Source organism: Mariniflexile sp. (genome assembly GCF_041583155.1).
In the GTDB taxonomy this organism is placed as follows: Bacteria; Bacteroidota; Bacteroidia; order Flavobacteriales; family Flavobacteriaceae; genus Mariniflexile.
Window position 1 is genome coordinate 94197 of the sequence record NZ_JBFHGK010000005.1, and the last position, 22587, is coordinate 116783.

17 protein-coding genes are annotated in these 22587 nt (G+C 34.3%); 7 read left to right on the forward strand and 10 right to left on the reverse strand.

Annotated features, from left to right (window positions below; genetic code table 11):
* Positions 1 to 66 precede the first annotated feature (66 nt).
* The gene (locus ABYI63_RS03235) at positions 67 to 5208 is read right to left on the reverse strand and encodes a LamG-like jellyroll fold domain-containing protein (protein WP_372753375.1); all 5142 of its coding nucleotides are present in this window, start codon (positions 5206 to 5208) and stop codon (positions 67 to 69) included.
* Between the two features lie 300 nt (positions 5209 to 5508).
* Here ABYI63_RS03235 and ABYI63_RS03240 point away from each other — a divergent pair, with 300 nt between their 5' ends.
* The 3 genes from ABYI63_RS03240 (at position 5509) to ABYI63_RS03250 (ending at position 8817) form a co-directional block, all read left to right on the forward strand.
* A complete protein-coding gene (locus ABYI63_RS03240; protein WP_372753377.1) occupies positions 5509 to 6123 on the forward strand; it encodes a SprT-like domain-containing protein in 615 nt (204 codons plus the stop codon).
* Between the two features lie 57 nt (positions 6124 to 6180).
* Positions 6181 to 7260: a mannose-1-phosphate guanylyltransferase gene (locus tag ABYI63_RS03245; protein ID WP_372753379.1), complete on the forward strand. Its 1080-nt coding sequence runs from the start codon at positions 6181 to 6183 to the stop codon at positions 7258 to 7260.
* Positions 7261 to 7323: 63 nt separating this feature from the next.
* Complete coding sequence (locus tag ABYI63_RS03250) at positions 7324 to 8817, forward strand: DUF389 domain-containing protein (protein ID WP_372753381.1); 1494 nt, start codon at positions 7324 to 7326, stop codon at positions 8815 to 8817.
* 6 nt (positions 8818 to 8823) lie between these two features.
* On the opposite strand, the gene ABYI63_RS03255 is transcribed toward ABYI63_RS03250, so the two are convergent.
* Positions 8824 to 9591 carry an ABC transporter ATP-binding protein gene (locus tag ABYI63_RS03255; RefSeq protein WP_372753383.1) on the reverse strand — a complete coding sequence of 256 codons (768 nt, stop codon included), beginning with the start codon at positions 9589 to 9591 and terminating at the stop codon, positions 8824 to 8826.
* Entirely contained in the window at positions 9591 to 10328 is a 738-nt protein-coding gene (locus tag ABYI63_RS03260) for an MlaE family ABC transporter permease (RefSeq protein ID WP_372753385.1), read from the reverse strand. Before ABYI63_RS03260 ends, ABYI63_RS03255 begins: the two co-directional genes overlap by 1 nt.
* A 107-nt stretch (positions 10329 to 10435) precedes the next feature.
* Here ABYI63_RS03260 and pafA point away from each other — a divergent pair, with 107 nt between their 5' ends.
* Positions 10436 to 12085, forward strand: a complete 1650-nt coding sequence (gene pafA / locus ABYI63_RS03265; protein WP_372753387.1) for an alkaline phosphatase PafA — start codon at positions 10436 to 10438, stop codon at positions 12083 to 12085.
* 13 nt (positions 12086 to 12098) lie between these two features.
* Positions 12099 to 12896 (forward strand): DNA/RNA non-specific endonuclease, encoded by a 798-nt coding sequence (locus ABYI63_RS03270; RefSeq protein WP_372753390.1) that lies wholly within the window; start codon positions 12099 to 12101, stop codon positions 12894 to 12896.
* A gap of 40 nt (positions 12897 to 12936) precedes the next feature.
* On the opposite strand, the gene ABYI63_RS03275 is transcribed toward ABYI63_RS03270, so the two are convergent.
* Both ABYI63_RS03275 and ABYI63_RS03280 read right to left on the reverse strand, forming a co-directional pair.
* Positions 12937 to 13788 (reverse strand): glycosyltransferase family 2 protein, encoded by an 852-nt coding sequence (locus ABYI63_RS03275; protein WP_372753392.1) that lies wholly within the window; start codon positions 13786 to 13788, stop codon positions 12937 to 12939.
* A 53-nt stretch (positions 13789 to 13841) separates the two neighbouring features.
* Positions 13842 to 14363: a methyltransferase gene (locus tag ABYI63_RS03280; protein WP_372753394.1), complete on the reverse strand. Its 522-nt coding sequence runs from the start codon at positions 14361 to 14363 to the stop codon at positions 13842 to 13844.
* A gap of 184 nt (positions 14364 to 14547) precedes the next feature.
* Between ABYI63_RS03280 and ABYI63_RS03285 the strand changes: the two genes are divergently transcribed.
* Positions 14548 to 14679 carry a T9SS type B sorting domain-containing protein gene (locus ABYI63_RS03285; protein ID WP_372753396.1) on the forward strand — a complete coding sequence of 44 codons (132 nt, stop codon included), beginning with the start codon at positions 14548 to 14550 and terminating at the stop codon, positions 14677 to 14679.
* Between the two features lie 2 nt (positions 14680 to 14681).
* Here ABYI63_RS03285 and ABYI63_RS03290 read toward each other — a convergent pair whose 3' ends face one another.
* Together ABYI63_RS03290 and gcvP are read right to left on the reverse strand one after the other, a co-directional pair.
* The gene (locus ABYI63_RS03290; protein ID WP_372753398.1) at positions 14682 to 15740 is read right to left on the reverse strand and encodes a 3-oxoacyl-ACP synthase III family protein; all 1059 of its coding nucleotides are present in this window, start codon (positions 15738 to 15740) and stop codon (positions 14682 to 14684) included.
* Between the two features lie 102 nt (positions 15741 to 15842).
* Complete coding sequence (gene gcvP, locus ABYI63_RS03295) at positions 15843 to 18692, reverse strand: aminomethyl-transferring glycine dehydrogenase (protein ID WP_372753400.1); 2850 nt, start codon at positions 18690 to 18692, stop codon at positions 15843 to 15845.
* Positions 18693 to 18824: 132 nt separating this feature from the next.
* Here gcvP and ABYI63_RS03300 point away from each other — a divergent pair, with 132 nt between their 5' ends.
* Complete coding sequence (locus tag ABYI63_RS03300) at positions 18825 to 19658, forward strand: hypothetical protein (RefSeq protein ID WP_372753402.1); 834 nt, start codon at positions 18825 to 18827, stop codon at positions 19656 to 19658.
* On the opposite strand, the gene ABYI63_RS03305 is transcribed toward ABYI63_RS03300, so the two are convergent.
* From ABYI63_RS03305 to ABYI63_RS03315, 3 genes are read right to left on the reverse strand one after another with little or no spacing between them, the layout of a single operon-like run.
* Positions 19651 to 19917: a hypothetical protein gene (locus ABYI63_RS03305; RefSeq protein WP_372753404.1), complete on the reverse strand. Its 267-nt coding sequence runs from the start codon at positions 19915 to 19917 to the stop codon at positions 19651 to 19653. The two genes, ABYI63_RS03300 and ABYI63_RS03305, sit on opposite strands and share 8 nt — an antisense overlap.
* A gap of 9 nt (positions 19918 to 19926) precedes the next feature.
* Positions 19927 to 20481, reverse strand: coding sequence for a sigma-70 family RNA polymerase sigma factor (locus tag ABYI63_RS03310; protein WP_372753406.1), 555 nt, complete (start codon positions 20479 to 20481; stop codon positions 19927 to 19929).
* A 59-nt stretch (positions 20482 to 20540) separates the two neighbouring features.
* Positions 20541 to 22577 (reverse strand): M3 family metallopeptidase, encoded by a 2037-nt coding sequence (locus tag ABYI63_RS03315; protein ID WP_372753408.1) that lies wholly within the window; start codon positions 22575 to 22577, stop codon positions 20541 to 20543.
* Positions 22578 to 22587 lie beyond the last annotated feature (10 nt).

Genomic DNA, 22587 nt, shown 5'->3' on the forward strand with positions numbered 1-22587 from the left:
CCTAAAAATAAATTTAGGACTTTAAAAAGTATTTTGGAATAATAACAAAGAGTGACTAATTCAAATTTATTCTATTAATACTTTTTTGGACACAATACCTGTTTCTGTTTTTAGTTTCAGAATATAGGCGCCAGTAGCAATGCTATTGGTTTTTTGTTCTATAAATTTATCGTTGGTTTTGTTAGATAATTTAAATATTGACTGACCTAATAAATTAAATAGTTCCGTAGTTTCTATGGATTGTGAGTTTGGGTTTTGAATAATAATGCTTCCGTTTTCTTTCGAGAAAAAGGCTTGAATAGCTCTGTTTTCGATGGTAGTATTGTTTAAAGTGCTAGCATCGGAAAATGTTATTTCAAAACGGTCTAAATATTGCCCTGCATTTAAATTAACTTCATAGGCAGCTTGTTTTAAATCATGATATACATTAAGTGTTTTATCATGTAAAAGAATATTTAGGTTATTTGAAATGTTTTCAAGTAAATCTATTTTAATACTTATTAAACCCGTTTGTTTTGTTTTTATTCCTAGAGGTAATTTTTGGTCTAAATTGAAGTTGTCAACTCCTTGAATTACGTATTTGTTATCGCTAAATACCCAAAACATATCTTCTTCATTATCTTCAATAAGTGGTGCATCGTAGCCAAAATCAAATGCTGTGGTAGCATTGTCATCAACTCCAGCCAAAATTAAACGGTAATACCCTTTTGGAGAACTGTATTTTAGTCTTATTTTTTGTCTTATATCTGTATAAGCATCCGTGTTCATGAATTTTGAACTGTTTTTTGTGGATTTAAAAAATAAAGAAGGATCAGAAGCTTCTGTTTTGAATATGCGTTGACTGTTTTTGAAGGTAATATTACCTCCATCTCCGGCAGCTACAAAAAATCCTTGTCCTACAGGAATGTAACGTTCTGGTTGTTTTGTGCCGTTAGTTAAAGTGGCATTTATTCGCGTATCACTAGAAATAGCAGGTAAACTTCCTGTTAAAGTATATGTTGCATAACCACCTTCGTATGCTTTTAGCACATGAGAGCTATTTGCAAAATGATCCCAAAAGTATAACGTACCATTAATTGTGTTGGTAGCGGATCTACCACCATTAGCAATACTTATATTATCTAAAATAAACTCATTAGCATCTATGGCCGAAGGGTAGGGGTTGCCTACAAAGTATTCGTTATCTGCGGCTAATGGTAAGGTAATTTCTCCGTTATTAGGTTTTCCATAAAACGTATAGTTTTGGGTTGAGGTAAATGAACTTGCAGATGCTTCAACACCTTTCATAGTAAAGCCCTGGCCAGCCAAAATAGTTCCAGTACGTCTTACATGTTGCCAACCGTAATAGGTATTAGCTGTATTATTAGCAAATTTCCAAATCCAATAGTCGGCGATACTTATATTCGTTCCCGAAACACTACCATTATAGCCAGAACTTAAAAAAGTAATGTTTTTTGGAGAAGCCGGGATGGTACCGTTTTTAAGAATATTATCAATTAACCTAAAACTATTATTGTTACTTGTTGTATTGCTAAAACCTACTGGAGAGCACCAGTAATTATAGGTGTACAAATCTTTGGTGCCTTGTTGGTCTCTTTCCAATTTGCCAGAACTGGTAACATCTAAAATACTTTCTTCCGTTTGAATTAACTGCGATTCATTATCTAAATCAATCAATCCATCAAGTTTTAGGTACCAGCTGTTATACAGGCCTTTATCTGCTTCAATAGAAAATTCTTTTCCAGAGTCCACAATCAAACCAGCAGTACCTTGAATGTTATAAGAGCCATTTAAGTTAATGTTGTGTTTTATATGTACAATGGAAGCGTCGTTAGCATTATTTTGTTTGCTTGTAATATCCCATTCAGAGCCATTTAACCAACTAGCACTGTTAGTCCAATCGCCATCTGCACTAGAAACGTAAGGTAAGGGAGCTCTTTGGAAATAAATATTCTTAACATTATATATTTTAGCACCTGTTAAATCTCCTGCAGTTGTTTTTTTATCGTCTAAAATATCATCATTGTAAGCATCCATTTTGTAATACTTCACTAAGTTGGCTCCAATAGAGGTTGAAATATCTAAAGGAATAATTTTTCCTTGGTTAAAGTTGTTGTTTTCATCTAGTTCCTGATAAACCATGCGTTTTATTTCAGTATCAGTTAAAGCTGTATTAAAAACTCTTACTTCGTCAATTTCTCCTTTAAAATAATTGTTGCTGCTGGTTGCTCGCCCAATCATGAAGTTTGATGTACTGCTTATGGTTGCTCCGGTAGTATTACTAGTTTCTTCTATACCATTAATGTATAGTGCAGTACGGCCGGTTGTAGTAGAAACGGTCACATGCATCCAAATGCCAGTTGATATTGTACTTACAGAGGTTAAGGTTATACCTTCCACCACAGCGGATATAGTATTGGAACCATGGTTTATTCTGATGAAAAAATCATTTTGCCCGGCAATAACGTGGTTGTCATTATTCGTGTTGTTTCCGTCAGATTTTATAAAAGCCATTAATGTTGCACTTCCAGAGCTTATAACATTTTCGTCTTCTATATAATCATTGCGCCCGTCGAAGTATAAGCTATAACTAGCATCCAAATTTCTAGGAGATCCAAAGACAGTATCGTCACCATCTCTTGAGGCCATAACACCGTCGCCATCGTTATCTTCTAAGCTATCTAAGACACCCCCAGTATGTGGTAGGTGGGCATAAATTTCTAAAGTGTTTATATCGTATATTCCTGTTACATCGTTATAGGGGTCCCTATAATCAGGCAGACCATCACCATCGGAATCTAAAGCGTAAAGCGGTCCAGTTCCTTGACTCACGTTACCATAGGAATTCGTATAGTTTTGAGAGCTGGTTGCATGATGAAAATCGTAAATATCCAAGATACCGTCACCATAATATTCAGTAATGTTGTTACCATCTGAATCTTTTTCTCTAAAAGCTTCAGTTTCTAAACCATCGCCTACACCATCACCTGTTACGTCTCCATCTCCATTTTGAAAACCTACAGGGGCACTGGAGCTAATAACGCCATATTCATCTACATCAAAAAGGCCATCATTATCTGAATCCAAATCTAGATAATCAGGAATTAAGTCGCCATCTGAATTGATTGGTAACACACCTTCCAAGGTGTCGTGTACCCCATTTCCATTAGCATCTATCCAAGAAGAAACTCCGGTTAAAGTAGCTTTGCCTTCACTTAGTGATGCACTTGTTGGGTTACCTTCCACTACATCTGGAATGCCATCGTTGTCTGAATCCAAATCGAATACATCTGCTACACCGTCACCATCCATATCACAGAGTGTTTGTCTAATTTCTATATCATCAATAGCAAGATCATTTCCCAACCCACCAAATTCGTTATTAGAAAAAATTACCTGAAATTGGTTAGTATTAAATGTTAAACTAGCTGTAAACTGATGCCAACTGTTTAATGGGTCGCCGTTTATAGATGGGGGAATATCGCCTGTAGTAATTACGGCAGGTAATCCTGTTGCTGTGTTAATAAGTATATTTCCGTCCATATCCTTAAATTCTACTTTGATATCGGGACGTAACCTAGTGGCAATGCCTGGAGCAGTAGTGGTATCTAAATTTAACACCCAAAAACTATAAGTAATAGGGATGTTATGTAATGCACCGCTTATGTGAGCTGTATAGAATATGCCAGGATCTGGAGTGGCGTTAAACATGGCCATTCTACCTTGGTGATTGCCTGTATGATCTCCACCAGTATACCAATATTGGTCTGCCCAAGAAGCTACTTCTTCATTAGGAGTATCGTTAACCATATCTCCATCGGCTGCTTTATAATAAACGGTATATTTTCCATCGTTAAGATCGCGGGAACTGGCATTTGGACAATCGGATGTATTAACGCCCACGGTGCCATCTTCATAACAATAGGTTGTAACAGCATCGTAAGAGGTGTTAATGGTTGTTCTTTCTCCTTGTCCGAAAGTTTCTTCTAAAAATTTATAACTAGCTTGTGAAGAACCATTAGCTAAATGGCAATTATTTTCTTCAATAGAGTCGAGGATACCATCATTATCATCATCCAGGTCTACATCATCATATACGCCATCATTGTCACTATCAAAGAATACTTTACTGCCTTCAGCTGCTATGTTGATTCTATATAAAGATTCGTCTGAATCATCCGATGTAATTTGGATTTCATCAGTTTGAGTACCTATTGATGCTGTTGAAAATGTGACTTGAAAAGTTGTAGAACTATCGGGTACTATTGTTAATGGTAGGGTAGGGCTATTTATAATGTTGAAGTCCGATGTTCCCACCAAATTTATGTTTGATATCGTTAAATTTACTGCTCCTCTATTGTGAATGGTATAGGTTCTTGTAGCTGTTTCTGAAATAATTTGTACTCTTCCAAAATTTGTGCTATTAGTTAGTGTTGGTGTGTTACTGCCATCTCCAATTATAGATACGTTGGAACCTGTTACATCAATTTCCGATTCTAGTTCCCAGCTAATAACGATGCGACCATTTGCTCCAGAACCGCCGTTTCTGTTGGATCCATTGGTTTTATTTCCACCAGAGCCACCTGCGCCATAATTGTTGCCAGAGTTACCGTGAGTATTTTCACCGACTCCTTCTCCGCCAGTTCCGCCATTGGAGTTTCCTCCAGCACCTCCAGATGTTCCAGAAGCATTGCCTCCGTTTTCTGTAGAACCTGCGCCGCCACCGCCACCGCCAGAATTAGTTCCTGCTCCGTTAGCCCCTGTGCCACCATTCCATTTGATTGTACCTATAGAGGCAGCTGCTGTACCACCATTAGCGCCAGTTGTACTATTGCTTGATGCGTTAGTTCCTCCAGCGGCAACTACCCAATTTGTATTGAAAGATGAAGATCTTAGAGTCGCACTTGAAGCGCCTCCTGTACCAACAACCAGGGTGTATGTAGTTCCGGGGGTAACATTTAATGTGCTACTGGAAAATGCGCCACCACCACCACCGCCACCTCGTCTATTGTTGGATGTAACAGTGCTACCATTACCGCCACCGCCCCAGGCTTGGACTGTAATTTTGTTAACGCCGGCTGGAACTGTGAATGAATTCGTGCCTGCAGTGGTATATATTTGGGGAGAGGTTTGGGAAAATGAGATAAATGACAAAAACACACATATGCAATACGTGTACAGTTTTAATGAAACGGTAATATTTTTCATTATAGGTTAAGTTTTTAGCTTGGGACTAATTATTTACCAAATGTAGATATAAAATCCACAAAATGCAAAAATAATCGATGAAATACATTTTAGGTATATTTTTATGCCAAACTATAATCATGTATCGTTTCAGAATAATTGATTAAATGAAGGTTTATTCAAAATTATTGACGGTCTGAAACGGTTTTAGATTCTTCAAACTATTTCAATTAACAGCTTAAAAAAAACTGGGTAGGTGAGTTAGATTTTTATATTTGGTCATTTATTTTTTGTTTAAAGAATTCTTTTATTTTTGCAAGTATGCGAAAGATACTTCAAGCGTATATTACAGATCAGGCAATGCCTCAAGTTTTAAATCTTTTAAAGCATGACCATTTAACCGTTAAGGTTAAAAACGAGCGTAAAACACGTCATGGCGACTATATGCGATTACCAAACGGTAAACACCAAATCACTATTAATTCAAACTTGAATAAGCATCGATTTCTAATCACTTTAGTTCATGAAATAGCCCATTTTGAAGCCTATAAAACTTATGGGAAATTTATAAAGCCTCATGGTATAGAGTGGAAAAGAACCTTTCAGCATTTAATGTTACCTTTTTTAAACCCTGATATTTTCCCTTCAGAATTGTTGCCGCTTTTAGCAAAACATTTTAAAAATCCGAAAGCATCTAGTGATACTGATGTTATTTTAGCGTTAGCTTTGAGGCAATTTGATGAACCTAATGATAAAACCTTTATTTTTGAAGTACCTTTAGGACAAACATTCAAAATATACAACGGTAAAATTTTTAAAAAAGGAATACAACGAACCAAAAGATTTGAGTGTTTAGAGGTTAAAACAGGACGAATGTATTTGTTTAATCCGAATGCTGAGGTTGAAGTTATTTCTGCAAAAACAGGAGTATCATAAATATTAAATAATTATTAATCATATTTCTGCTTACACAGGAATGTAAAAATTAAATAAATGAATAAAAATTATTATGCCATTTTAATGGCCGGAGGAGTAGGATCGAGGTTTTGGCCTGTAAGTACAGAATCATTTCCTAAACAATTTCATGATATGTTAGGAACGGGTGATACTCTAATACAGAAAACCTTTCAAAGATTATCGCGTTTAATTCCTAAAGAAAATATTTTCATTTTAACTAATGAGCGTTACAACGATTTGGTGTTAGAGCAATTACCAGATGTTAAACAACGTCAGGTTGTTTTAGAACCTGCTATGCGAAACACAGCTCCATGTATTTTATATGCGTCTTTAAAAATTCAAAAGGAAAACCCTGATGCTGTAATGATTGTTGCACCGAGTGACCACTGGATAGAGGATGAAGTAACTTTTTCAAAAAATGTTCAGCAGGCTTTTGATTATTGTTCAGAAAATGATGCCTTAATGACGCTTGGTATTCAACCTACCTTCCCAAACACGGGGTATGGTTATATTGAATTTGAAAAATCATCTACAGAAGTAATAAAACCTGTAAATCAATTTAGAGAAAAACCAGATTATGAAACTGCTAAACAGTTTATAGCGCAAGGTAATTTTTTATGGAATGCAGGTATTTTTATGTGGAGTGTAAAATCTGTGGTCGAGGCTTTTAAATCCAATCAACCAACATTGTACGCTCTTTTTGAAACGGGAATTTCATCCTACAATACGGATGCAGAAAGTAATTTTATAAAGGAAAACTACCCGAAAGCAGAAAATATTTCGGTGGATTATGCCATAATGGAAAAATCTAAAAATGTAAATGTTATTGCAGCAGAATTTGATTGGAATGATCTTGGAACTTGGGGTAGTTTATATGATAAATTAGATAAAGATGCTTCTGGAAATGCTGTAGTTCTTGCTAAAACTTTAGCGGAAGATGCTTCTGGTAATATGATAAGAACCAAAAAAGATAAAATTGTTGTTGTTGATGGTTTACAAGATTATATTATTGTAGATAAAGAAGATGTATTACTTATTTATCCAAAATCAAAAGAGCAGGATATTAAAAAAGTGCTTCAAAAAGTAAAAGATAAATTCGGAAATCATCTTGGATAATAGTAATTTATTAAAGTAAACTATTTTATCTATATTCGTATTAGTGCCTAATTTGAAATAATAATGGAAGAAAACAAGTCTAATTTTTCTGAAGAAGAAAACAAGTCTAACAAAGAAAAAACAGTTGATCAGACAAAGAAGGCCATAAAGCAAGAGGCCATAGGTTTATTGGCTAGTGTTAAGCAATTTTTCAGTGACTTATTAGATTTTAGAGATGATACGGATCGTGATGCTACAATTTTAGCGATAAAAGGTGATATTCCTTTTAAAGGAGCAACTGCCTGGATTTTAATATGTTCCATTTTTGTGGCTTCGGTTGGGTTAAATGCCAACTCAACGGCAGTTGTAATTGGCGCCATGTTAATTTCCCCATTAATGGGACCTATTTTAGGAATAGGTTTATCGGTTTCCATAAATGATATCGATACCTTAAGAAAATCATTGGTCAATTTTGGGGTCATGATTTTCTTGAGTGTACTTACTGCCTTTTTATTCTTTTGGTTATTCCCTTTAAGTGAAGAATCATCTGAATTACTGGCAAGAACAAAACCAGATATTCGCGATGTGCTCATTGCATTCTTCGGTGGTTTAGCCTTAATTATTGCGCGCACTAAAAAAGGAACTATTGCATCAGTAATATTTGGTGTTGCCATTGCTACAGCTTTAATGCCACCTTTGTGTACTGTTGGTTATGGACTTTCAGTAGCTTTAGAAGAAGATTTTGCTAAAGGCATGAAATTTGCCTTAGGAGCAATGTATTTGTTCACCATTAATACTATTTTCATTGCGTTGGCTACATTTTTAGTGTTAAAGGTGTTAAATTTTCCAATGCTGAAATATGCAAATTCTGAAAAAAGAAGGCGCATAAGTAGAATAGCCACGTTTTTAGCTATTATCGTTATGGTACCTGCTATGTGGACATTTGTTGAAGTGTTAAAAGAAAGCAGGTTTGAGCGCGATGCTAGAAATTTTATTAATAGAGAGTTAAGTGCGTTGCCTCATGCAGATTATATAATTAAGAACGCCTCTTATAGGTATTCCGATGATGATAATGTGTTGTCCTCCATTCAATTAAATTCCTTTGGATTAGATGAAATTCCAGAGAGTACTGCAGCACTACTAAAAGCCCGTATGAAGAACTATGATGCTTTAAAAAATGTGAATTTAGTTCTGAACCAAAACAGAAGTAAAAATTTAGAAAGTTTAAAATATATGGAACAAATTAGATACCGAGATTCTATAGATTTACTTTCGCAATCTGATAAAATAGTGTTTTTGGAAAAGAAGCTTAGAAGTTTATCAAAATTAGAAGAGCAACAAATTCCGTTTGATAATTTAACCAAAGAAGTTAAAATTAATTATGAAGAGGTTTCTAGAATTTCTTACGCCACTGTAATAACCTCCAATTTTTCAAAAATAGATACCCTTTCCGTTTTTACCGTGAAATGGAATGAAAACAGTAAAGAAGAATCTATAGTAAAGCAACAAGAGAAATTAAGCAGTTGGTTAAAACAGCGATTTGATTTAGATAGTTTGGTTGTAAAACGAGAAAAGTAGCAATTCTTACTGGCGCTCCTCAATATACATCTGACGTACTTTTTTCATCAATTCAGATGAATAAACAAAATCGGTAACAACTTCATTTTCTGTTTTAAAAATGGTTTTATTAGAGCCTTCCCAGGCTTTTAAACCGTTTTTTAAGAAGACAATTTTTTCACCTATTTCCATCACCGAATTCATGTCATGCGAGTTTATTACTGTTGTAATGTCGTATTCTTCAGTAATTTCTTTAATCAGGTTGTCAATTACAATAGCTGTTTTTGGATCTAAACCAGAGTTAGGCTCATCACAAAATAAATATTTTGGTTTGTTTACAATAGCCCTAGCAATGGCAACTCGTTTTTGCATACCACCTGAAGCTTCACTAGGTTTTTTATTATGAGCATCGGCTAAATTGACGCGGTTTAAAACAAAGTCTACACGATCTTGCATTTCACTTTTACTCTGTTTTGTAAACATACGCAACGGAAACATGACATTCTCGGCAATTGTCATGGAATCAAATAACGCACTTCCCTGAAATACCATACCGATATCTCCTCGCAAGTCACGTTTTTCATCTTCTGTTAATGCAGAAAATATCTTACCGTCGTAAGAGATACTTCCTTGTTCATAGTTAAATAAACCTAATAGGCATTTTAAAAATACCGTTTTACCAGAACCACTTTGCCCGATAACAAGATTGGTTTTTCCTTTTTCAAATGTCGTGGTAATCCCTTTTAAAACTTCAGTATCACCAAACGACTTATGTAAATCTTTTACCTCTATCATTAACTTAAAAGCATTTGAGTTAGGAAATAATTTAGAAGAATTACAACTACCGAAGTCCAAACAAAAGCAGTTGTACTTGCTTTACCTACTTCCAATGCACCACCTTTCATATAATAACCATGAAAGGCCGGAATTGTAGCTAAAACAAATGCAAACACAAAGGTTTTTATAAATGCATATGTTATATGAAATGGGATAAAATCGGTTTGAATACCAAAAATGTAATCTTCAACCGAGCTAAAGCCTCCATAAGCACAAGCAGCCATACCACCAAGAATGCCCAAAAACATACCAATAGCGATAGCAAAAGGATACAACATCAGGGCAATCGTTTTAGGGAAAACCAAGTAGTTTAGAGAGTTAATTCCCATAACTTCCAAAGCATCAATTTGCTCCGTAACCCGCATAGTTCCTATACTAGATGTTATAAACGATCCTACTTTTCCAGCCATAATTACGGAGGTAAAAGTGGGAGCAAATTCTAGAATCACAGATTGTCTGGTAGCAAAACCTACCAGATATTTAGGTATAAGAGGATTACTAATATTTAAAGCTGTTTGAATGGTAATAACACCACCCACAAAAAAGGAAATAAAGGCAATGATGCCTAAAGACCCAATTACCAAGTCGTCTATATCCTTTAAGATTAAATTCTTCATCACAGACCATTTGGTTGGCTTGCGAAACATTTCAGCAATCATTAAAAAATAAGCACCAATATTATGTAGATATGTCATAATCAATTTTAATGATGCTAAAGTAAAAAAAGTTACTGGGATTTAACTTTAATTTTAAATTAAAGATATTTAAAAAGCAGTATTTTTGAATCGTTAAAATAAAAGTTATGATTAAAAATCTTGTTTATATTACAATGGTCCTTGCCATAAGCTTCTCAAGTAACGCCCAAAATAAAGTGCTTTCAAAAGAAAACACTAACAACCCGAAACTGGTAGTGGGTATTGTAGTCGATCAAATGCGTTATGATTATTTAACACGTTTTTACAATAAATATGGTGAAGGTGGCTTTAAGCGCATGATGAATGAAGGCTTTAATTGTAAAAACAACCATTTTAACTATGTTCCAACCTACACAGGTCCTGGGCACGCGTCTGTTTACACAGGTACCACTCCAAAATACCACGGTGTTGTTGGAAATGACTGGTATGATAAAGAAACAAAGAAAATGGTTTACTGTGCTGGTGATGATGATATGATTTCGGTTGGTGCAGAAACAGAAGATGGTAAAATGTCGCCACATCGCATGAAGACTACAACTTTTGCTGATGAAAACAGATTGTTTACCCAAATGCGAGGAAAAACTATTGGTATTTCGGTGAAAGATAGAGGAGCCATTTTACCTGCAGGACATACCGCAAATGCAGCTTATTGGTTTTTCGGAAAAGATAAAGGACATTTTATAACCAGTACTTTTTACATGAATGATTTACCTAAATGGGTGAATGAATTTAATGCTTCAGGAATGGTAGCTTCGTATTTAAAATCTTGGAATACATTATATCCTATTGATACCTATTTGGAAAGTGGTACTGATTTAAACAATTTTGAAGGTGGCTTTAAAGGAAAAGAAACAGCCACGTTTCCTTATGATTTAAATACTTTGAAAGACCAAAATGGAGGATTCGACTTGTTAAAAGCAACTGCTTATGGGAATTCGATTGTAACCGATTTTGCCATAGCAGCCATAGCAGGAGAGCAATTAGGGCAAGATAACTTTACAGATGTTTTGGCAGTTAGTTTCTCAAGTACTGATTATGTTGGACATAATTTTGGTGTAAATTCAAAAGAAATTGAAGACACCTATATTCGCTTAGATAAAGATTTAGAACGTTTTTTTAAAGCTTTAGATGCTAAAGTTGGAAAAGGAAATTATACCGTGTTTTTAACGGCAGATCACGCTGCTGTAGATGTACCTTCTTATTTACAAACAGTTAAAATTCCAGCAGGTTATATTAATTCTAGTGAACAAAAAAAGATGTTTACAGAATTTGTAACAACAACTTTTGGAACAGCAGATATAATTGAAAACGTTAGTAATAATCAAGTGTTTTTAAACAGAGCGAAAATAAAAGAACTAAAATTAGATTTAGTCGATGTTCAAAATGCGATTGTAAACGAAATTATTAATTATCCAAACATTGATAAAGCCTATACAGCAACAACCTTAAGTACCAATGAGTTTAATTCAGGTATCGAAACCTTAATTCAAAAAGGGTTTAACCAAAAAAGTTCAGGTGATGTTATTTTTGTTTACGATCCAGCCTTTATTTCTTATAGTAAAACAGGTTCTACACACGGTTCAGGTTTAAATTACGATACCCATGTGCCACTTTTGTTTTTTGGAAAGGGTATAAAACATGGAGCTACATTTAAAAAAACGGAAATAACCGATATTGCGCCAACTATGTCTGCACTGTTAGGTACTAGTTTCCCAAATGGTTCCATAGGTCAACCTTTAGAATTTGTTTTAGAATAGTTTGAATAAAAAAATGAAATACACATTAGTAGCCTTAATACTTGTTTTAGGTGTATATGGTTATGAGTATTTTTTAAAGACTGAAGCATCTGCCGAAATTGTAAATAACGGTAAAGAAGTCAAGCAATATACTAATGAATATTTTTTACCAACAAGTACTACGGGGCAGGTAGTGCATCATGAAGGGTATTCGTTGTCGTATAGTGAACCACATGAACAAGCGGAGTGGGTTGCTTATGAATTGAAAAAATCACATTTAGCAAACACCAATTTCAAACGGCCTTATTTTGAAATTGATGAGGCGGTGAAAACAGGGGCTGCAAGCTGGAGAAACTATAAAAATTCGGGATATGATCGTGGTCACTTATGTCCTGCGGCCGATAGGGCTTATAGTAAATTCGCTTACAATGAAACCTTTCTAACCAGTAATATAAGTCCGCAAGAGCATGCTTTCAACTCAGGTATTTGGAATACTTTAGAACAGAAAGTTCGGTATTGGGCAAGTAGATATAATGGTGTTTTTGTAGTAACTGGCGGTGTTTTAAAAGGACCTATGAAAACGATTGGAAGTGAACGAGTGGCGGTACCAAATCAGTTTTATAAAGTGTTGATTGATACAAATTCTGGCAAAGTTAAAATGATTGCATTTTTAATGCCTCATGAAAATTCTAATAAGCCGTTGTACGATTTTGTAGTTTCGGTTGATGAAATTGAAAAATTAACGGGTATTGATTTTTTTCCAGAACTGGAAGATAGTTTAGAAAATAAACTGGAAGCTTCAAGTAGCTATAAAGATTGGAGCTTTAAATAGTTATGGTTGCTAGTAGTTAAGCTAATTGAAGTTAAGATAATTACTTTTTTAATTTACCCAAAATTCCTTTCCAGCGCAGATTTCTAATAAATAAACCTTCGTCTTCTGTTACTAAAAAATCAATTTTATTCTTTTTAGCTAAAAAATACCCAGCTAAATAATCCTTAAATAATTGAAAACTCCTTTTTTTGTAAGCCAATTTTAAAGCTGAAATTAAAGTAATTTTAAAACCGTATCGCATTTTGTACATGGCTTCACCTTGCAAATATTTTGAGCCTTTGTTATAACTTATCCCAGTTGGTTTTAAATGCTTTACGTGTAATGATTCATCGGTTAAAATATCCCAGCCATAAAATTTAGCAAGCAATTCATCTACAGTGTCCCAACCCATAGATGGTTTAAGTTTTCCTATTTGTAAAAAACACTCTTTTCTGTAGGCTTTTAAGGCTCCTCGAATATGGTCTTTCCGAGTTAAATTCTCCAACATCCATTCATCACCTTTTTCAATATAACAAAAGCCAGCAGCCATGCCTAATTTGGGATTTTTATCAAAATGGTTAGCTATTTGCTCTAAGTAATTTAAAGGAAAAATTAAATCGGCATCAAATTTACAAAGCACATTGTAGTTTTCATCTAAAGTTTCAAAACCTTTATAGAAGGCATTAATAATTTTTGAACCTGGTAAATGCTCGTTGGAAGATTTTGAATTTACTAATTCAATACACGGGTGTTTTGTAGCATAGGCTTCAATAATATCTCGAGTTCTATCGGTTGAATTATCATTAACGACAACCAGCCGTTTAGGTTTAAGTGTTTGATTCACTAAGGAGTCTAAAGTTAATGCTATAGAACTAGCTTCGTTATGCGCGGGTATGATGATGTAGAAATTCAAAGTTGTACTATAAAGAAGTTAAAAGGTTTAATTTAAAAGTATTTGGTGTTTGTTTAAATCCTTTCCGCATAAACTATGTAATACCTAGGTGTAAACCATCGTAAAATAGGACGAATTCCAATTTTTTTGGTTGGGTTTGTCCATTTTTGACGGTCAATTATTTTCCAACCTGCTTTTTCTAATAACCAATCAAATTGCCAGTCTTCAAATTCATGAAAATGTCTGTCTAGCATATCCGTTTTACTTCGATAGGCTGATGAAAACCATAATTTTAGTGGTACACTAGCAATTAATTTATCTGATTTTATAGACCGCAGAACAGTAAAAGGAGACAAAAGGTGTTCAAAAATTTCAAAAGCTGTTATTACAGAAGCATTTGATTTTTTAATAGTTGATTGATCTAAATCTAAATCTTCTCCAGTTGTATTTTCAACCTTATAACCGTGTTTGAGCATAATTTCTGAAAATGGATTTACAACACCCAAATCTAAAATAGTTTCGGATTTAGTGACGTGTTTTTCTAAAAATTGGATGGTGTGTTTAAATCGCTTGTTTGGAAAAGTTTTTTCGTACATTTTTAATTTTGAAAACATTAGTTGTTCAGAATTACAAATATAACAACATACAGGAGGCTATTTAATATTTTTCAACCTAAAAATAATAGATCTATTTATGTATGAAATTGAGGTTTACAAGATGCGTGTAAAAATATCCTGTATTTTTATGATTGGGAAGGGAAACTACTAAAAAACACTAACTTTGAAAAATAATTCATTGGATGGCACTTATAACGGATTACAAATGCCATCCAACGATTATTGGTATCTAATTAAATGTAATGATGGGAAAAATGACAACGAGTACACTTCTCATTTTTCATTAAAAAGATAAACTTAGTATTTATATGCAAAGGCGTTAATGTGCATACCAGCACCAACACTAGCAAATATAAGTATATCGCCTTTGTTTAAACTATGATTTTCTAATTTATTGTTTTTTACTAAATCAAAAAGTGTAGGAACTGTAGCCACCGAACTATTACCAAGTTTTTGAATGCTCATAGGCATAATATTTTCTGGTATGGCGGTTCTATAAAGGCGGTACAAGCGTTTTAAAATAGCTTCATCCATTTTCTCGTTAGCCTGATGTATAAAAATCTTTTTTACGTCATTTATATCATAACCACTATTATCAATACAAGTTTTTATAGCTTGTGGCACATGGTTTAATGCAAACTCATAAATTTTTCGACCTTCCATTTTGATAAAACGGGTGTCTTTACTAAGGTCTGGATTGTTTGAGTTTCCGTAGTGTAAATAGTAAGCTTCATCATAGGTGTAACTTGCCGTTTCGTGTGATAATATGCCACCTTCCTCTTCAGTAGCTTCAATTATAGTCGCGCCAGCGCCATCCGAGAAAATCATGGCATCTCTGTCATAATTGTCAACGACTCTAGAAAGGGTTTCAGTACCAATAACTAAACAGCGTTTTGCCATTCCGGCCTTAATGAATCCTTGTGCCTGAATAACACCTTCAATCCAACCTGGGCATCCGAAAAGAATATCGTAAGCAACACATTTTGGATTTTTAATTCGTAAACTATGTTTTATTCTAACAGCTAAACCTGGCAACATATCACTTTGAATGGTGTTATGTCTAATATCACCAAAATTATGCGCTACGATAATATAATCTATAGTTTCAGGATCTATTTTTGCATCTGTTATTGCTTTTTCAGCGGCGAAAAAACCTAAATCAGATGAATTTAAATGTGGTTTTGCATAACGCCTTTCCGCGATACCTGTAATGGCCTGAAATTTTTCAATAATAACATCATTAGGAGAGTTAATTAAGGAGCCATCGGTATTTAAAAATGTGTGTTCGAGGAAAGCTTCGTTTTTTTCGATGGTATCTGGAATATAGCTTCCAGTACCGGTAATTTTAATGTTCATAAAAAGAAAAATTTGCCTTTTTTAGTTAACCTGCGCAAGGTACGAGGTTTTCACAAAAGGCAAATTCTTTTTTCAATTTTTTTACGATGTTCAACGCATTATTTAGGCTTCTGCATAGGCCTCAATAGGAGCACAAGAACAGATTAAATTTCTATCGCCATAGGCATCATCTACACGTCTTACGCTTGGCCAGAATTTGTTATCTTTAACATAGTCAAGCGGAAAGGCAGCTTCTTCACGTGTATATGGGAAATACCATTCGTTAGAAGTTACCATGTCCAAAGTATGTGGTGCGTTTTTCAAAACATTATTTTCATCGTCTTTTGTAGCGTTATCAATCTCTTTTTTAATAGAAATCATGGCATCACAAAAACGATCAATTTCAGCTTTACTTTCACTTTCTGTTGGTTCAATCATAAGTGTTCCAGCTACAGGGAATGATACCGTTGGTGCGTGAAAGCCGTAATCCATCAATCGTTTGGCAATGTCGGTTACTTCAATGCCATTCGCTTTAAATGGTCGGCAATCTACAATCATTTCGTGTGCTGCTCTACCACGTTCACCAGAGTAAAGTGTTTCAAAACTGCCTTGTAAGCGGTGTTTGATATAATTAGCGTTTAAAATAGCGATTTTGGTAGATTCCGTTAAACCTTCTGCACCAAGCATTTTAATATATCCATAAGAAATTAAGCAAGCCAAAGCAGAACCATAAGGCGCTGCAGAAATGGCTGTAATAGCTTTATCTCCTCCAACTTTTTTAATTGGATTTCCAGGTAAGAATGGCACCAATTGTTTCGCCACACAAATAGGGCCAACACCAGGGCCACCACCACCATGAGGAATAGCAAAGGTTTTATGTAAGTTTAAGTGACATACATCGGCACCAATATTGCCAGGATTGGTTAAACCAACTTGAGCATTCATGTTGGCTCCATCCATATAAACTTGTCCGCCATTATCATGAATGATTTTAGTGATTTCTTTTATAGCCGATTCGTAAACACCATGGGTAGATGGATAGGTTACCATTAAACAAGACAGGTTGTCTTTATGTAAAATGGCTTTCTCACGTAAATCTTCTACATCTATATTACCTTCAGGAGTCGATTTTGTTACTACCACTTTCATACCTGCCATAACAGCACTTGCAGGGTTGGTGCCGTGTGCCGAAGATGGAATTAGGCAAATATCTCTATGTCCGTCGTTACGAGATTCATGGTACGCTTTTATAACCATTAAGCCAGCATACTCACCTTGTGCTCCAGAATTTGGTTGTAGTGATGTTGCAGCAAAACCTGTGATTTCTGTTAATTGGTCTTCTAATTCTTTTAAAACCGTTAAATAACCCAATGCTTGTCTTTTTGGAACAAACGGATGAATATTTGCCCATTTAAAAATACTTAAAGGCAACATTTCTGAAGCAGCATTAAGTTTCATGGTACAAGACCCTAAAGAAATCATGGAATGGTTTAATGCTAAATCTTTACGTTCTAAGGTTTTAATGTAACGCATTAATTCGGTTTCCGAATGATAGGTGTTAAATACATCCGAGGTTAAAAAATCGGAGTGTCTTTTTAAGTCTTCCGAGATATTATTTCCTTCAGAAATAGCTGTAACGGTAATAGTTTCTTTTTCGGCAGCTTCTGCGAAAACAGAAATAAGATAGTTTAAATCTCTTACCGAGGTTGTTTCATTTATAGCAATAGTTACAGTTTCTTTATCAGGATAAAACAAATTTACTTTTTTAGCTTTAGCAATTTGTTTTATCTTTTTTGAATCGGTTTTTATTTGAAGCGTATCAAAAAACTCGGTATTAGCCTGGGTATAGCCTAAGGTTTTTAAAGCAGTTGCTAAGGTTGAAGCTGTATTGTGTATTTTATTGGCAATGAACTTTAAACCTTTAGGCCCGTGATACACCGCATACATACTTGCCATAACAGCTAATAAAACTTGAGCCGTACAAATGTTTGAGGTTGCCTTATCACGCTTAATATGCTGCTCGCGCGTTTGTAACGCCATACGTAAAGCGCGGTTTCCATTCATATCTTTAGTAACACCAATAATACGGCCAGGGATATCCCTTTTGTAAGCTTCCTTTGTGGCAAAATAAGCGGCATGAGGTCCACCGAAACCCATTGGAATTCCGAAGCGTTGTGTGGTACCTACCACAACATCAGCTCCAAAGGCACCAGGCGCTTCTAATTTAACTAAACTTAAAATATCGGCAGCAATCGCTACTTTTATTTCAGCATGATTCGCCTTAGAGATAAAAGATTTTATATCAGTTACTTGACCATCTTTTCCAGGATATTGAAGAATAGCTCCGAAAAATTCAGAAGAGAAATCAAACTCATTTTCATTACCAACAACCAGTGTAATACCTATTGGGTTAGCACGAGTTTCTAATATTGAAAGTGTTTGCGGTAATATATTATTGGAAACAAAAAACTTGTTAACGTTGTTTTTCTTTTGAGCGCGCTCACGAACAGCAAATAATAAACTCATTGCTTCAGCAGCTGCAGTGCCTTCGTCTAAGAGTGAAGCGTTTGCTATTTCCATACCTGTTAACTCAATAACCATGGTTTGGTAATTTAAAAGCGCTTCCAATCTACCTTGTGCAATTTCTGCTTGGTAAGGTGTGTAAGCGGTATACCAACCTGGGTTTTCAAGAATATTTCGTTGAATAACAGCAGGTAAAATGGTTGGATGATAACCTAAACCAATATAAGTTTTATAAGCTTTATTTAATTTAGATAGTTCATGGATATGAAGTAAATACTCATATTCCGTCATAGGTTCATCTAAATTTAAGCCGTTCTTTAAACGAATATCATCAGGAATGGTTTCATAAATTAATTGATCTAAAGAATCTACACCTATGGTTTCTAACATAAGTTTTTGGTCATCTTCTCTTGGGCCTATATGACGCAGTGCGAAAGCGTTTGTATTCATTAAGTAGAAATTGTTTATATAATTCGCAAAAATACAGAATAAAAAACGTGTTTAATTGCATTAAATGGAAAGTTTTTAACCATAAGCAAACTTTATTAACACTGTAAGAATGTGATTGCCTATTTTTGTGTTATGCAAGTGTTAAAGCAGATATTTAATTTTTATATAAACAGTAGTATTCATGTTGCTTTAGCGGTAGTCTCTTTAACATGGATAACTCTTAAGGAGTACAATATCTCTGGTAATGATGGGCTTTTGTGTTTTGTGTTTTTTGCGTCTATATCGGGTTATAATTTTGTGAAGTATTTTGGAATTGCAAAGTTTCATCATATTCGTTTAGCGACTTGGTTGCAAATTATTCAAATCTTTTCATTTATTAGCTTTGTTTTGATGTGTTATTATGGGTTGAGTCTTAACCCTGAAACCTTGCTATATTTAGCTGTATTTGCTTTGATTACCTTTTTTTACGCCATGCCATTAATACCCGTTAGCTTATTTTTTACTTATAGAGCTAATTTAAGAAGTGTTTCAGGTTTAAAAGTGTATGTAATAGCATTGGTTTGGGCTGGAGTTACTGTTTTTCTTCCGATAATAAATAATGAATACCAACTATCGGTGGATATCTTTATTACTGCGACTCAACGATTTATATTTATAATAATTTTAATGTTGCCTTTTGAAATTAGAGATTTACGTTTTGATAGCTTAAAACTGGCTACCATTCCGCAGAAAATAGGGGTAATACAAACGAAAATGTTGGGTACTCTATTTTTATTTGCCTTTTTTCTATTAGAATTTTTTAAGGATTCTGTGAATTCTGCACAACTACTAATTCTTTTTTTAATATCTGGAATTACGTTGTTGTTTTTGTTGTTTTCAAGTAAGGAGCAAGGAAGGTACTACAGTTCCTTTTGGGTGGAAGGCTTACCTATTTTGTGGGGTCTATTAGTGTTTTTATTTAATTAAAAGGAGTGTTTTTAATAGCTTTGTCGAGTTCTTGTTTCATGGACTCCTTGCATTTTCTATCCAAACACGTTACTTTCGATTTTTCTACAATTTTTGTAAGTTTAGAATTGTTCTTAGAGTATTTTCTACACCTATTGCAATAAATTATATGAAGATTTAGGATTATCTTCTCCCATAATGAAGCATCTTTATACTGTGCTTTATCGCATACATGACCTGCCTCATCACATTTGAATATAAATTTAAATTTATTACTCATAACTAATAATTAAAACCAATTTTCTTTTAAGCAATCTGCCATTGCAGTACGTGCTCTATGAATGATTACCCAAAGATTAGACGCTGTGATATTGAGTTCATTACAAATAACCTCAGTTTCTAAGCCTTCAATGGTTTTCATTCTAAATACATCAGCTTGTTTTTCTGGTAGTTTGCTTAAACAATTATAAATTGCATCACCTAATTCTTCGTTTTGCATGCTGTCTTCAGCAGTTTTATCAAAGGGATCTGCTACGCGTTCTTCCAACCAATCGCCTTCAGTTTCGCTATCATCATTATAGCTGATTCTTACTTCTGCTTTTCCTTTATTCGAATTTATTTTACGGTAGTGATCAATAACTTTTCGTTTTAAGATAGAGATTAACCAGGTGCGCTCGCTCGCTTCTCCTTTAAAATTTTTCATGGATTTTAAAGCAGCTAAAAACGTGTCTTGTACCAAATCTTGTGCAATAGCTCTATCGCCAACACGTGAAATGGTGTAGTTATAGAGGTAATCGGAATATAAATCGATCCACTTATTTGGATTAATTTGATGGTCAGACATGGTTACTCAATTTTCTTTTATTCAAAAATAAGTGAAATTAATGGATAATAGAGATAATTCTAAATTAAACCAGCTCGTTTCAATAAGGCCTCAGGTTGCGGCTCTTTTCCGCGAAAGCGTTTGTAAAGTACCATTGGGTCTTCTGTGCCTCCTTGCGATAAAACGTTATTTTGGAATTTATTAGCAACATCTTTATTGAAAATACCTGCTTCCTTAAAATATTCAAAGGCATCAGCATCTAAAACTTCAGCCCATTTGTAGCTGTAATATCCCGAAGAGTATCCACCTTGGAAGATATGTGCAAACGAGGTGCTCATACAGGTTTCTTTGGTTTCAGGATATAACGATGTGTTTTTAAAAGCTTCTTCTTCGTGAGCTTTAACATCTTTAATAGTTTCTGGATTTTCAATGGCATGCCAACTCATGTCTAAAAGGCCAAAACTCAACTGACGTAAAGTTTGCATGCCTTGTAGAAAGGTTGCCGATTCTTTTATTTTTTCAACAATGTCCATTGGGATAAGTTCTCCTGTTTCATAGTGCGTAGCAAAAAGCTCTAAGGCTTCTTTTTCGTAACACCAATTTTCCAAAATCTGACTTGGTAATTCCACAAAATCCCAATATACTGAAGTACCAGATAGGGTAGGGTAGGTAGTGTTCGCTAACATACCATGTAACGCATGTCCGAATTCATGGAATAAGGTAGTAACCTCATTAAAAGTTAATAATGAAGGTTTGCTTTTTGTTGGTTTGGTGAAATTGCAAACGATGGAAATATGTGGTCTGTCGTTCACACCGTTTTTAATGGATTGTGATTTAAAAGACGTCATCCATGCACCATTTCGTTTTCCTGGTCTTGGAAAAAAATCGGCGTAAAAAATAGAAATAAATTCACCTTTATTATTAGTTACTTTATAGGTTAAAACATCTTCGTGATATTTGTCAACATCTTTTATTTCTTCAAAATTTAAATCGAATAATTTATTAGTTACCGTAAACGCACCATTAATAACATTCTCTAATTTAAAATATGGCTTTAAAAGTTCATCATCTAAACTGAATAATTTTTGTTTTAATTTTTCAGAATAGTAGGAACCATCCCATTTTTGCAGCTGGGTGATACCATCTAATTCCTTTGCGAAATCTTGAAGGTTTTTAAATTCACGTTCGGCAGCTGGTTTGGCCTTTTCTAATAGTTCATTTGAAAAAGCTAAAACACTTTCTGGTGTTTTAGCCATGCGTTCTTCCAAAACAAAATGTGCATGTGTTTTATAACCTAATAAATTAGCACGTTCGCATCTTAATCTTGCTATTTTTAATACAATTTCTTGATTGTCTAAGTCATCATTATTAAAACCTTTACGTCCTGATGCTAAGGTTAATTTTTTACGTAATTCTCGGTTGTTGGAATATGTAACAAAGGGGATATAGCTCGGGTAATCTAAAGTAAATAACCATCCTTCTTTATCTTTGGATTCTGCTAACTGTTTGGCTGCTTCCACTGCACCTTCTGGCAAACCAGAAAGTTCCTTTTCGTCGGTAATTAACATTTCGAATTTGTTGGTTTCCGCTAAAATATTTTCTCCAAATTTTAACTTTAACTTACTTAATTCTTTGTCAATTTCCCGAAGTTTGGACTTTTTGTCTTCAGGTAAATTAGCACCATTTCTAGAAAAACTTTTATATTTTTTGTCTAAAAGCGTTAGTTGCTCTGTAGTTAAATTTAAGGAGTCTTTAGAGTTGTAAACAGATTTTATACGTTTAAATAAAGCTTCATTTAAGGTAATATCATTACTGAATTCGGACAATAAAGGGGAAACTTCTTGTGCTATTTTCTGAATAGTATCGTTAGTCTCAGCAGAATTCAAATTGAAAAAGATGCTTGAAACCCGGTCTAATTGTTCACCTGAAAATTCTAAGGCTTCAATAGTGTTTTTAAAGGTTGGAATTTCTTTATTATTTGCAATAATATCAATTTCAGCCTTAGCATCTTCAATGGTTTGCTTAAATGCAGGAAGAAAGTCTTCATTTTTTATTTTTGAAAAAGGTGCTGTATTATAAGGGGTTTTGAACGATGTAAGTAAAATATTTGATGTCATTTAAAAAGTA

Coding starts and splice junctions, on each gene's coding strand:
- ABYI63_RS03255 (WP_372753383.1), bottom strand. CDS start 9,591: ATGATAGAGGTAAAAGATTTACATAAGTCGTTTGGTGATACTGAAGTT.
- ABYI63_RS03315 (WP_372753408.1), bottom strand. CDS start 22,577: ATGACATCAAATATTTTACTTACATCGTTCAAAACCCCTTATAATACA.
- ABYI63_RS03250 (WP_372753381.1), top strand. CDS start 7,324: ATGGAAGAAAACAAGTCTAATTTTTCTGAAGAAGAAAACAAGTCTAAC.
- ABYI63_RS03300 (WP_372753402.1), top strand. CDS start 18,825: ATGCAAGTGTTAAAGCAGATATTTAATTTTTATATAAACAGTAGTATT.
- ABYI63_RS03260 (WP_372753385.1), bottom strand. CDS start 10,328: ATGACATATCTACATAATATTGGTGCTTATTTTTTAATGATTGCTGAA.
- pafA (WP_372753387.1), top strand. CDS start 10,436: ATGATTAAAAATCTTGTTTATATTACAATGGTCCTTGCCATAAGCTTC.
- gcvP (WP_372753400.1), bottom strand. CDS start 18,692: ATGAATACAAACGCTTTCGCACTGCGTCATATAGGCCCAAGAGAAGAT.
- ABYI63_RS03240 (WP_372753377.1), top strand. CDS start 5,509: ATGCGAAAGATACTTCAAGCGTATATTACAGATCAGGCAATGCCTCAA.
- ABYI63_RS03235 (WP_372753375.1), bottom strand. CDS start 5,208: ATGAAAAATATTACCGTTTCATTAAAACTGTACACGTATTGCATATGT.
- ABYI63_RS03310 (WP_372753406.1), bottom strand. CDS start 20,481: ATGTCTGACCATCAAATTAATCCAAATAAGTGGATCGATTTATATTCC.
- ABYI63_RS03280 (WP_372753394.1), bottom strand. CDS start 14,363: ATGTACGAAAAAACTTTTCCAAACAAGCGATTTAAACACACCATCCAA.
- ABYI63_RS03290 (WP_372753398.1), bottom strand. CDS start 15,740: ATGAACATTAAAATTACCGGTACTGGAAGCTATATTCCAGATACCATC.
- ABYI63_RS03270 (WP_372753390.1), top strand. CDS start 12,099: ATGAAATACACATTAGTAGCCTTAATACTTGTTTTAGGTGTATATGGT.
- ABYI63_RS03245 (WP_372753379.1), top strand. CDS start 6,181: ATGAATAAAAATTATTATGCCATTTTAATGGCCGGAGGAGTAGGATCG.
- ABYI63_RS03305 (WP_372753404.1), bottom strand. CDS start 19,917: ATGAGTAATAAATTTAAATTTATATTCAAATGTGATGAGGCAGGTCAT.